The sequence below is a fragment of the Streptomyces sp. NPDC007856 genome (assembly GCF_042868225.1).
In the GTDB taxonomy this organism is placed as follows: Bacteria; Actinomycetota; Actinomycetes; order Streptomycetales; family Streptomycetaceae; genus Streptomyces.
Window position 1 is genome coordinate 1 of sequence record NZ_JBIAEC010000060.1, and the last position, 11,047, is coordinate 11,047.

Consider the following 11,047-nt stretch of genomic DNA (forward strand, 5'->3'; position numbering starts at 1 on the left):
GGGGCGAGAACGAGGACCTGGTCGGCGCCGCCGAGGCAGCCCAAATTCTCGGATACAGCAACGCCGACAGCTTCATCAGCGCACTCGGACACGGGCTCCTGCCCGACCTCGAGCAGCCCGACGGATACGAGTACCGACGTGGCAGCGGCGGCCGCCCCCGCCAGCAGCGCTGGAAACGCACCCGCCTCGAGAACCTGGCAGCCCGCCGCTCCGCACCCTCCTGACTACGGCGCACCGGACCGCGCCGCAGGCGGGATACCGTAAGACCGCGGCCTCTGGTTGAAGGGATCGACGAACTCCCGGCGAGCCAGACGCCGCACGATGGCCGGTATGGAGAGGCCAGCCACCTCTCCCCCGCAAAGCCCCACGGCCTTGCGGAACCGGCCATCGCTACCGATCCCGTGCTACCTCCGCCTCAACCGCGGGTCATGCGCTGGATCGACGACGGCTCGGTGCGCGACCTTAACCACACGGCCGAGGACATCGAGCGGTGGGAGGAGGAGTGGGACGAGGAGGGCTTCGGGCTCTTCGCCGTCGAGCTGCTGGCCTCGGGCGAACTGATCGGCTTCACGGGACTGTCCGTGCCCGAGTTCCTGCCGGAGGTGATGCCCGCCGTGGCGATCAGCTGGCGGATCGGCTCGCAGTTCTGGGGCCAGGGATACGCGTCCGAAGCCGCCCACGCCACGCTTGAGTTCGCTCTCCAGGACCGCGGCCTGGACCGCGTCATCAGCGTCAACCGGGTGGGTGACAACGCCTCCGAGAACGTCATCCGCAAGCTCGGCATGGTGCCCGAGCGGGAGACGGCACACCCGGTGCACGGCTACCCGCTGCGCATTCACGCCATCGATCTCACCGAGTTCCAGGCATGAACCGGCCGAGCCGTCGATCACCACAGAACAGCTGGCCACTGTCCCTACGTCCCCGAGCGCATTGACGCGACGGTACGGACACCCATACGACGGATGTTGTCTTCCTGTCGCTGACCTGCGCATTCACGGAACTGCGTCCAGAGCCAGGTTCAATTTCGCCATCAGGAGGGCAAGGTCGAGCGAAATCTGTCAGGCTGCTCTGACCTCGGCAGCAGAACCGGCCGTGACTGCGGTGGTTCCGGTCTGGCCAGGAGCCGGCGGAGCTCCGCCCAGACTTCGTGGGCTTCGTAGCCGAGGATCAGCTGGCATCCGCGGAGTTGCTCGGGGGCAGCAGGCCGCCGCCGGGCCACAGGGGAGATCCTGCTTCCGCCCAGGCCAGATGCCGGCGGACCTCGATGAGGACCTCGATCCGGTCGGCGGGCCCGTACGCCACTCCCCTCAGAGAGGCGGGAACGGCCAACCCGGCCAGAGCCACTGGCCGAAGATCCGCCGCCCCGACGCCCGCTCCCTCCCCTTCGGCGAGCGCGGGGCGGCAGGCCTCAGCCCACGAACCGCCGCGGAGCCCGGTCCATGACCAGCCCGAACCTGACCATCGACAACGCCGCCGGCACCGTGCGCGCCACCGCCGGCACCCGCCATGACGATGCCGTCATCTTCGAGTTGGCCGGGGCGATGCGCGGCAGCGTGCATGTCACCGGCACTCACCCCCACCGCTGGGACCAGTTCACCGCCGTGCGCGCCTGTCTCGGCCCCGTCGACGCTTTCCAGGCCACCGCCCCCGACGAGGGACCTGCCGCGGCTCGCCCGCAGCCGCAGCGGCTACCGGGGCGGCCTGACCCTCTACGACGACGACTCCATCCACCGCCCCCAGGTCACGGTGTACCCGATGGAGTCCACCGCCGGACACGAGCCATCCGAGAAGACGGGCGGCGACGCTCACCGCCGTCCTGCGCGCCTGCACCGCCCATGTCGCGCAGCGCGACGACCTGCGCTCGATCCTTCAGCTCTCCCGGCTGCGGGACACTCCCGCCGCCGCCTGAAGGCCCCGGACGAAGCACAGCGAGCCGCCGTACGGCTGCCGACCACGCCGCGACCCACTGCCGCCGCGGTCCCATCCCGGCCACGGCGTTTCAAGGGGCCGTGCTGGAGACGGTTGCGGACTACGTCCGGCAAGAGGCCGCTGCTGCCAGGTATCGCCTGCTGAGCCGTCGAGCAGCGCAGCGCCCCCGCTTCCCTTCCGTTCTAGTGGTCGTTGCAACACCCCAGTTCAAGGGGTGCGATGGACTTCGAGATCCGTAAGAACAGGAAGCCGGGGGGCGGCAAGCTGACCCAGGAGCGGGCCGCATACTTCCAGCTCATGGAGCAGGGCTACAGCACCCGGGAAGCGGCCCGGATCGTCGGGATCAACCTGCGCACCGGCAAGAAGTGGCGTAACGGCCACCACTCGCCGGGCAAGGGCCGCAAGGCGGTTCCTCCGATCTACCCCGGCCACGGGCACACGCCCGAACCGCCGGGACCGGAGGAACCGCCCGCCGCGTCGCGGTATCTCCAGGAGCACGAGCGAATCCACATTGCCGACCGGCTGCGTGAGAAGGCGTCCGTCCGGCAGATCGCCGCTGAGCTGGACCGCAGCCCCTCAACGATCAGCCGGGAGATACGCCGCAACCGGCGCCCCATGCCCAAAGGTGGCTTCGCCTACCAGCCCTTCCATGCCCACCGCCGGGCCGAGCGGCGCCGCCCCCGGCCCAAGCCCGGCAAGATCGGCCAGAATCCCGAGCTGCGGAACTTCATCCAGGACCACCTCGAACGCCGATGGAGCCCCGAGCAAATCTGCCAGGCTCTGCGGACCGGATTCCCCGGCCGACCGGAGATGCACGTGGTCCACGAGACGATCTACCAGGCCCTCTACGTCCAGGGCCGCGGAGAACTGCGTCGGGAGCTGACCCGAGCCCTTCGCACCGGACGGGCTCTGCGACGCCCGCACCGCCATGCCCACAAGCGCACGTCCAGAGCCGTGAAGGACATGGTGATGATCAGCGACCGGCCGGCGGAAGCCGAGGACCGGGCTGTCCCCGGCCACTGGGAAGGCGACCTCATCATCGGCAAGGACGGACGCTCCGCCATCGGCACGCTGGTCGAACGCTCCACTCGCTACCTGATGCTGGTGCACCTGCCCGTCGGGCACAGCGCCATCGCCACCCGCAACGCGCTCGCCACGACCGTCCAGACTCTCCCGCGTCACCTGTGGCGGTCCCTGACCTGGGACCAGGGCTCGGAGATGGCCGCCCACCGGGCGTTCACCGTCGCCACCGACATCCCGGTCTTCTTCTGTGACCCGGCCAGCCCCTGGCAGCGCGGCTCGAACGAGAACACGAACGGTCTGCTGCGGCAGTACTTCCCCAAGGGCACCGACCTGGCAGCCCACACCCCCGAGGACCTGACGGCCGTCGCCGCCGAACTCAACAGCCGCCCACGCAAAACGCTCGGCTGGGAAACCCCAGCCGAGCGCCTCGCTAAGCTCCTGGCAACAGCCAGTTGATCACCTGTGTTGCAACGACCCCTGGAATCTGCCTCCCGCGGGGGCGCTCCGCTGCACTTTCAGGCGTCTTTTGCACCTGGTCGATGCTGAAGATTCTCGGGCTTGGTAGCGCGGGACATCAGCTCCTGTACGACACGCGCCGCCTTCCGGCCGCCGTGGATGATGTCGACCACGGCCCGGGTGATGGGCATCTCCACGTCGTGGCGTTCGGCCAGGCCCTGGATGGCCTTGCAGGAGGCGACGCCTTCCGCGGTCTGGGGCGTGGCAGCCCGCGCCTCTTCGACGCTCAGGCCCCGGCCCAGGTGGGCGCCGAAGGTGTGGTTCCGGGACAGCGTGGACGAGCACGTTGCGATCAGGTCGCCCATGCCTGCGAGCCCGGCGAGGGTGAGCGGGTCAGCGCCCATGGCGGCGCCGAGCCGGGTTGCCTCGGCGAGTCCGCGGGTGACCAGGGCGGCCTTGGCGTTGTCTTTGAGCTTCATGCCGCCCGTGATGCCGACGGCCAGGGCGATGACGTTCTTGATGGCGCCGCCGAGTTCGCAGCCGATGACATCGGTGTTCGTGTACGGCCGGAAGTACGGCGTGTGGCATGCCCCTTGGATGAGCGCGGCCGTGCTCTCGTCGGCGCAGGCGACGACGCTCGCGGCCGGTTTGCGGTCGACGACCTCGGCAGCCAGGTTGGGCCCGGACACCACGGCGATCCGTTGCACCGCGAAACACCGCCGCGCAGGGTCCGCGATCATCTGGCTCAGCATCGCACGCATCTGCGTCACGGACTTGGGACGTGGCCGCGGCATCCACCGCCACACTTCAGGATCGGACGCCGAAGGGAAGAGGGCTTCAGCATGGTCGGTGGATAAGGGAATGAGGCGGACCTCGCTACCGACAAGAGCGTTGATGTTCACGGCGACACACTAGAGGCTATCCGATCATGTGACCGGCGACCGGCTGGGGCAGCGAAGCGGGCAAACTCCCACGGGTCGTGTGCGCTGAAGACGGTGACCTCATCCCCGCGGCCGCGGCGCAGGCCGCGCAGTCGATCGCGGGTCATGACGCGAGCCGCGACATCGACCTGTGCTCCCTGCTGGACCGGCTCGAGGACGGGGTGGGAAAGGGGCGGAGTGTGCTCAAGCTCGCCGTGATACATGTACGCGTCGCCGGCGTGCAACAGCCACCGCCCGCTGCCGTCGCGCACGGCGACTCCCGCGTGTCCCGCCGAGTGGCCAGGCAGCGGCACCAGCAGCAGCTCGCCCGCCAGGCCCCGCGGCCGCGCCACGCCTGGGAAGCCGAACCACTCCGTGCGCTCCTCCACGCGGGCGGGTGTCAGCAGCGGGTTGTGCGCCCGGTGTGCCGGCATGAAGCGGTCGAGGCTATGCCGGTGGTGCGCTGCCGCCGGGTCGGTGACGGCCCGGTACTCGTCCGGGTGCACATGCACCCGAGCATGAGGGAAGTCCGGCAGCCCTCCGGTGTGGTCGCGATGCAGGTGGGTGAGCACGATGTGCCGCACGTCCTGGGGCGCGTACCCGAGACGGACGACCTGACGCAGCGCGCTCTGCTCGGGGTCCAGTGCGGGCTGGGCGTAGGCCACCCAGCCCGCACCCAGCGAGCGGTCAGGACGCTGTAAGTCCGCAGTGCCGAGGCCGGTATCGACCAGGACCAGCCCGTCCGAGTCCGTCTCGATGAGCAGACAATGACAGACAGTGGCCAGTTCGCGGTTCACGACGCCGGCCGTGGGTTCTTCACGGAGCGGTGGAATCTTCCGCAGAGAGCCGCAGTTGAGATGGTGGATACGCATAACGCCCCCTGGAGGCAAGTCGGCGGGCTGTTCGCGACGGACGTTAGGAGTGCCCTTCGTGACTCACCAAACGGTTGGACACACACCGGCGAATAACCAGGACGACCCGCTGGCGGACTGTCCGGACAGCGCCCTTGTTCCACCAGGCCCCGAACCGCGATGCCCTGTCGACATCACCCTCGCCACGCTGAGCGGCCGATGGACGCCGCTGGTACTCCGCGAGTTTCTACGGCGCGGCCAGGCCACATACTCCGAGCTGTCCGCCGCCCTGCCCACTCTCTCGGACAAGGTCCTCTCGGACCGACTAGCCCAATTGACCAGTGCCGGCGTCATCGAGCGCCACCGCACTCCCAGCTGGCCTCCCCGCGTCCGCTACGTTCTGACCAGCCAGGGCCGGGCGCTGGAGTCAGTGGTGCACAGCATGTGGGAGTGGGGCACGGCGCAAAGGGAGACCCTTAGCTGATTACCAGACCCGTCGGACACGGGCTAGAACGAGCCATTACACCGGCGGGACGGCCGACCTGCGTCACGAAACACGCGCGCTCTTCGCTCCCCGCTCTCCCCACACGGTTCAACATTTCACGAGCTGGGGCGAGGAGCACCTCCGGTCGTTTTCAAGAATCGCCATCACCGGTCGGGCAGGCCGGTCGTAACCAGCGAGCCGACACCGAACCCGGCGCGGTCGGCGTGCGGGTGCAGCAGGGAGGAGGCGGCACGCTCCCCGGCTGCGCCTGGGGGCCGTATCGTGGGAGGTGCCTCCGGAGTGTGCCGACAGCTCCCCCGGAGGCGCCCGCATTTTCAGGCCTTGGCCGCAGCCACCTGCCGGACCCGCCCAGCGAGCTCCTTCACCGCGCGCGTCTTCGCGTACGGCGCCAGGTCCGTGCGCATCGTGGCGAAGTGGTCGTCGCCGCGGACGGATGAGATGTGCTCGTACTCATCCAGGAACCGAGCCCACGACTCGCATGCGGCCTCCACGTGCCCGTACCGCAGTTGGCGCTGCGCGAGGACCGCGTAGGCGTGGACGCGGCCCTGCCGCTCCTGCGCGGGCTGCACGCGGATCGACTGCTTCATCGCCCCGATGCTGCCCGGCAGGTCGCCTTCCTCCATCAGCACGTGGGAGACGTGGAAGAGGTAGGCGGTCTGGTCGTAGCCGCCGATCCCATCGCGTCGGTTGTCGGCTTTCGCCAGCGCCGCCTCGGCCTCGCGCAGCCGGGCGTGGGCCTGGCGCCGGTCCCCGACCATGGAGGCCGCGTGTGCCTGCTGCCCCCGCAGGAATGCCACCAGGCGGGGGCCGGCCGACGGTGCCGCCTCGGCCGCCGAATCCGCAAACTCCAGTGCCATCCGGCCGTGTCGCAGGTTCGACGCCTGGAGGGACATGCCGCGCAACGTGCGGCAGTAAGTGAGGTGGTCGCCCGCCTCGTCGGCGAGCTTCAGCGCCGTGGTGTAGTACGTCTGCCCCAGGCCGTGGGCTTTCTCGTACATGGCCATCCAGCCCGTCAGGTAGGTCAGGTCGGACGCGGGGCGAGCATGTCCTGCTTCACCGGCTCGGCGGCCTGCGCCCTAAGCCACGGGCCGACGGTGTTGACGAGGAACGCCGCCGCCATGGGGCGCGCGTGGCCGGCGCCGAACTCGTCCAGGATGTCGGCGATCCGCTCCGTCATCGAGCGCACCGAGGCGACCTGGGAGGCGCCGATCCGGGTGGTGGCCTTGCCCGGGGTGACCGGGTCGTCGGCGGCTCGGGCGCTGCTGCTGAACGCGGGCACCGTCAGCGCGGCAGAGAACAAAGTCGCGGCCAGGACACCGCGTCGGGATGGGGCCATATCCGCCCTTCCGAGGTCGATCAACTCCTCCACAGTGTCGACTGGTTCGGAACGGTCTCCGGGATGGACGGGCTGAAGCCCGGCTTCCGCGTGAGTGACCGGTCGCCCTAACCGGGCGGACAGCGCCTCAAGGATCAATGGCCTGACCTCGGGTTTCGGTGGCGTACCGGCAATCCAGTGCGCGACGGCCGTCCGGTCGTACGTCAGTTGCAGTCCGGCCTGCGGGCCGAGCCGGTTGACTTGCTGCGCCAACTGCGTACGCGTCCATCGTGCCTGCTCAAGCAGCCTGTCCAAGGCTGGATTGGGCGTGCGTTTCCTCGTGGCCATGTCTCAACTCCCGACAGCCCCATGGCGTTCACGGTGTTCACGGTCGCACCTGCGGCCCACGGTACCCGCAGACAGTGACCGCGCGATTACCTCTTACGAGTAAAGCGACTGATCTCGGCCTTGGGAGTAGCGGTGACGAGCGCACCACCCTTGAGAACTGGCTCGGCGACGCCAACAGGCGGCCCCTGCATAGAGCGTGGGCGCCCCCGCGTGGCCGAAGACCTGATGAGCGTGTGCTTCTGCGTCTCCACCGGCAGCAACGGGTGCGACGTCGCCGAGCCGGACGCCCGCCGCGTGCAGATGGCCCGCCGGGTCACCGCGGCCCGGCTGCGCTACTGCGGCCTGCCCGACCTGGTCGATGACGCCACGCTCATCGTGTCTGAGTTAGTCACCAACGCGGTCGTGCACAGCAGCGGATCGCAGGTCACCCTCACTCTCGCGGTCCGTGACGGCTTCCTGCACATCGCCGTGCACGACGAGAGGCCCGGCGATTTCACGGTGCACAACGCCGACAGCGACGCTGAGCGCGGCCGCGGCCTGTTCCTCGTTGACCACCTTGCCGACGCGCACGGCGGCACGTGGGGAACGAGTGATGAGGGGGCCACCACCTGGTGCCGCCTCGCCCTTGCCCGGGCGTGCCAGTGAACACGCGCTACGCATCCACTGACCTCGAGGCGTTGCCCATCGACGCTGACCTGATCCGCCAGAGCTACAACACGGTGCTGCTGGCCACCGGGCCCCTACCGCAGGAGCGGCGAGCACATCTGGCGGGGCTGCTGCGCGGGCACGCCGGGCTTCTCCTGCCCGAGGTCGAGGGCCAGATGCCGCACATGCGCGGCGAGTGGCGGCACACCGCGGAGCACGTCGTGCGCCGCACACACCACGCCCTCGGCGTCACCGTCGCCGAGTCGCGGCGAGCTGACCGCCTGGACGATCTGGCGTCCCTGACCCGCTCACTCCTCATGCTGCACGAACAAGCGGTGCCACCGCGGCCGCTCACACGCTCCGCCCGCTCCTGACCAGGCAGTCGGCACGGGCGGAAGTGCCGGCGCTGGGTCGCGCCCCTTGCGAGCCCCAGCGCCGGCCGTACGGTCCACGACCCGCTACCTGTGCGGGCCCACCAGTTTCGATACGAAGGAGACAAGATGTTCGTCCACGCCGACCGCATGCCGACCGGCCCCGCGGTCCCGCAGGGCTTCGCCACCCATGTCCCTTGGGGCGTCGGCCGCATGGCCCCGTTCCCGACCATGGCGCCGGGCTTCGCGCGCGTCATGCTGGACCCGGCTACCCAGACCGCCGTGTTCTTCGACGCTTCCGGGCGCGTCATGGAGGCGCCCGGGCACGGCACCAGCACCACCCCGGCCACGGGCACCAGCCCCGATGGGCAGGGCCAGGGCAGCACCGACTCCGATCAGGGCAGCGACAGCGATCAGTGAGTGACTCGCGTCCGGTGCTGGTCGTCACCAGTCTGTATGACCCCACCGCCGACGTGGTGATACGCGAGCTGCACGACAGGGGCGTCCCGGTCGTGCGGTTGGACTCCGCGGACTTTCCCGCATCACTGTCGGTGGAGGCCGAAATCAGCTCACACGGCGTGAAGGGGTTCATTCACACCTCGTCGCGCACCGCTGACCTGGCAGCCGTCCGCTTCCTCTACTACCGGCGCCCCACAGGGTTCGCCTTCCCTCACCTGAGCGAGCAGGACGCACGGTTCGCTCTCACCCAGGCCCGGTACGGGCTCGGCGGGGTGCTGGCCTCCCTGCCCGGCTGCCTGCCCGTCAACCACCCGCACCGCATCGGCGACGCCGAGTTCAAGCCGTCCGGGCTGGCCGCGGCCGCCGCTGCCGCGTTCTACGTGCCGTCCACGCTCATCACCTCGAGCCCGGACGCGGCCCGCGTCTTCATCAAGCGGCACGCCCCGGTCATCTACAAGCCGCTGTGGAACCCCGTCTACCTGATCGACGGTGTCTCCTCCGTCGTGAAGGTCGCCGAGGTGACACCCGAGGACATAGACGACCGCGTGGCCGGCACGGCGCACCTGTTCCAGCAGCTGGTGCCCAAGACGGCCGACGTGCGCGTGACCGTCATCGGCTCCCGCGTCTTCTGCGTCCGTATCGACTCAGACCTTCTGGACTGGCGCACCGACTACAGCCGGCTGACCTACATCCCGGTCGATCCGCCTCCCGGGATCGAACCGGCCCTTCACCGCTACATGGACCGCTTCGGGCTGGTCTTCGGCGCTTTCGACTTCTGCGTCGGCGAGGACGGGCGATGGTGGTTTTTGGAGTGCAACCCGTCCGGCCAGTGGTACTGGCTGGAAACCGAGACCGGCCTGCCGATGCTCGCCGCCCTGGCAGACCTGTTGGAGAGGACGACGTGACCGAGCAGGACCTGCTGCACAAGCAGCTCATCGACACACTGACTGCCAGCGGCAGCCTGCGCACCGAGCCGTGGAAACGCGCGGCCGAGACGGTCCCCCGGCACGAGTTCTTGCGCGACGGGTTTTTCCGCCGCGTCGAGGGCGCCGTGCCGGCAGCGTGGGCGCCGGTCCTGGACGACGACGCGGGATGGCTCAAGGCCTGCTACACGGATGAGTCGCTGGTGACCCAGATCGCCGGAACGATCGCGCCCGTGGACATCCGGGGCCAGATCATGCGTCAGCCGACGAGTTCCAGCACCCTGCCCTCCCTCGTCCTGTCGGATGCTGGAAGCCCTCCAGGTCGAGCCGGATGCGCGGGTGCTGGAGATCGGCACCGGCACCGGCTACTCCACCGGACTGCTGTGCGCGCGTCTCGGGGATGAGCGTGTCACCTCCATCGAGTACGACCAGGACGTGGCCGCGCGGGCACGCGCCGCCCTTGCCCGGCTCGGCATGTATCCCACGCTCGTCACCGGTGACGGCCTGCTCGGCTACGAGGAGGGCGCACCGTACGACAGGGTGATCGCCACGTGCGGGGTGCGCACGCTGCCACAAGCGTGGATCGAGCAGACCCGGCCCGGCGGCATCATCCTGGCGACCATCGGCGGCTGGCTCGCAGCGTCGGAACTGGCGCGGCTGACGGTCCACGACGACGGCACAGCGTCGGGCCCGCTGCTGGGCGGGCAGGTCAGTTTCATGCTCGCCCGCCCGCAGCTGCCGCCCCCGCTCGGCCTCCTGCCCGATCTCAGCGCGGGCGTGGAGCGGAAAGCCATCGTCGGCGCCGACGTCCTGGATGACTGGACGACACGGTTCGTCGTGCAGGCCGCCGTACCGGACGCGCAGCGTCTGACGCTCACGCAGGACGGGCAAGAGCAGCATGTCCTGGTCGATGTCGACTCCGGCTCCTGGGCGGCCATGCGCGAACAGGATGGCCGCTGGACCGTCCGCCAGGACGGCCCCGATCTGCTGTGGGACGCCGTCGAGGACCAACTCGGCCGCTGGCGCGCCAGTGGTGCGCCGCCGCTGGAGCAGTGCACCGTCCACATCACCCCCGAAGGGCAGACCATCCGCTGGTAGACCCTCCGGGTGAGGCCACGCCTGTCTGCCTCCCCCCGTGGTGGATGGGCGGGGCTTTCTGCTGCCTCCGGCCACGCCGACACGGTCCGGCCCCGCCCGGGCCTCAGATCGGCAGCCTCGCTCATTGTGCAGTCCGGCAGGTTTCGCGACCTTGTGATGGGCGACGGCCTCCACCTCCAGCGCTTCAGCAAATCCTCAACGACT

The 11,047-nt window shown here is 69.5% G+C and carries 12 protein-coding genes and 3 pseudogenes; 10 read left to right on the forward strand and 5 right to left on the reverse strand.

Translation table 11 applies throughout. The annotated features are described in order from the left end of the window. Positions 1-224, forward strand: a pseudogene (locus tag ACFYOH_RS43705) (hypothetical protein); the annotation flags it as partial. Between the two features lie 195 nt (positions 225-419). Continuing rightward, positions 420-869: pseudogene (locus tag ACFYOH_RS43710) on the forward strand (GNAT family N-acetyltransferase); the annotation flags it as partial. Positions 870-1,167: 298 nt separating this feature from the next. Here ACFYOH_RS43710 and ACFYOH_RS43715 read toward each other — a convergent pair. Next, the gene (locus ACFYOH_RS43715; protein WP_388637678.1) at positions 1,168-1,302 is read right to left on the reverse strand and encodes a hypothetical protein; all 135 of its coding nucleotides are present in this window, start codon (positions 1,300-1,302) and stop codon (positions 1,168-1,170) included. A gap of 106 nt (positions 1,303-1,408) precedes the next feature. Beyond that, on the reverse strand, positions 1,409-1,564 hold the full coding sequence (locus ACFYOH_RS43720; protein ID WP_388637681.1) for a hypothetical protein: 156 nt from the start codon (positions 1,562-1,564) through the stop codon (positions 1,409-1,411). 584 nt (positions 1,565-2,148) lie between these two features. On the opposite strand from ACFYOH_RS43720, the gene ACFYOH_RS43725 reads away from it, so the two are divergent. After that, positions 2,149-3,408: an IS30 family transposase gene (locus ACFYOH_RS43725; protein ID WP_388637683.1), complete on the forward strand. Its 1,260-nt coding sequence runs from the start codon at positions 2,149-2,151 to the stop codon at positions 3,406-3,408. A 59-nt stretch (positions 3,409-3,467) separates the two neighbouring features. Here the strand turns inward: ACFYOH_RS43725 and ACFYOH_RS43730 are convergent, their stop codons facing one another. Together ACFYOH_RS43730 and ACFYOH_RS43735 are read right to left on the reverse strand one after the other, a co-directional pair. After that, positions 3,468-4,310, reverse strand: coding sequence for an NAD(P)H-dependent glycerol-3-phosphate dehydrogenase (locus tag ACFYOH_RS43730; protein ID WP_388637686.1), 843 nt, complete (start codon positions 4,308-4,310; stop codon positions 3,468-3,470). After that, entirely contained in the window at positions 4,307-5,125 is an 819-nt protein-coding gene (locus ACFYOH_RS43735) for an MBL fold metallo-hydrolase (RefSeq protein WP_388637689.1), read from the reverse strand. The genes ACFYOH_RS43730 and ACFYOH_RS43735 overlap by 4 nt, the downstream gene beginning before the upstream one ends. A gap of 133 nt (positions 5,126-5,258) precedes the next feature. On the opposite strand from ACFYOH_RS43735, the gene ACFYOH_RS43740 reads away from it, so the two are divergent. Then, positions 5,259-5,663: a winged helix-turn-helix transcriptional regulator gene (locus ACFYOH_RS43740; RefSeq protein WP_388637692.1), complete on the forward strand. Its 405-nt coding sequence runs from the start codon at positions 5,259-5,261 to the stop codon at positions 5,661-5,663. Between the two features lie 335 nt (positions 5,664-5,998). On the opposite strand, the pseudogene ACFYOH_RS43745 reads toward ACFYOH_RS43740, so the two are convergent. Continuing rightward, positions 5,999-7,347, reverse strand: a pseudogene (locus ACFYOH_RS43745) (hypothetical protein). 210 nt (positions 7,348-7,557) lie between these two features. Between ACFYOH_RS43745 and ACFYOH_RS43750 the strand changes: the two are divergent. The 6 genes from ACFYOH_RS43750 (at position 7,558) to ACFYOH_RS43775 (ending at position 10,843) form a co-directional block, all read left to right on the forward strand. Next, entirely contained in the window at positions 7,558-7,992 is a 435-nt protein-coding gene (locus ACFYOH_RS43750; protein ID WP_388637695.1) for an ATP-binding protein, read from the forward strand. A 32-nt stretch (positions 7,993-8,024) separates the two neighbouring features. Beyond that, entirely contained in the window at positions 8,025-8,366 is a 342-nt protein-coding gene (locus ACFYOH_RS43755; protein ID WP_388637698.1) for a hypothetical protein, read from the forward strand. A gap of 126 nt (positions 8,367-8,492) precedes the next feature. Then, entirely contained in the window at positions 8,493-8,783 is a 291-nt protein-coding gene (gene tgmA / locus ACFYOH_RS43760) for a putative ATP-grasp-modified RiPP (RefSeq protein ID WP_388637701.1), read from the forward strand. Next, on the forward strand, positions 8,780-9,727 hold the full coding sequence (gene tgmB / locus ACFYOH_RS43765) for an ATP-grasp ribosomal peptide maturase (protein ID WP_388637704.1): 948 nt from the start codon (positions 8,780-8,782) through the stop codon (positions 9,725-9,727). The genes tgmA and tgmB overlap by 4 nt, the downstream gene beginning before the upstream one ends. Then, positions 9,724-10,149 carry a hypothetical protein gene (locus tag ACFYOH_RS43770; protein ID WP_388637707.1) on the forward strand — a complete coding sequence of 142 codons (426 nt, stop codon included), beginning with the start codon at positions 9,724-9,726 and terminating at the stop codon, positions 10,147-10,149. The genes tgmB and ACFYOH_RS43770 overlap by 4 nt, the downstream gene beginning before the upstream one ends. Next, on the forward strand, positions 10,049-10,843 hold the full coding sequence (locus ACFYOH_RS43775; protein ID WP_388637710.1) for a methyltransferase domain-containing protein: 795 nt from the start codon (positions 10,049-10,051) through the stop codon (positions 10,841-10,843). Before ACFYOH_RS43770 ends, ACFYOH_RS43775 begins: the two co-directional genes overlap by 101 nt. Positions 10,844-11,047: the final 204 nt, after the last annotated feature.

Coding starts and splice junctions, on each gene's coding strand:
- ACFYOH_RS43725 (WP_388637683.1), top strand. CDS start 2,149: ATGGACTTCGAGATCCGTAAGAACAGGAAGCCGGGGGGCGGCAAGCTG.
- tgmA (WP_388637701.1), top strand. CDS start 8,493: ATGTTCGTCCACGCCGACCGCATGCCGACCGGCCCCGCGGTCCCGCAG.
- ACFYOH_RS43775 (WP_388637710.1), top strand. CDS start 10,049: ATGCTGGAAGCCCTCCAGGTCGAGCCGGATGCGCGGGTGCTGGAGATC.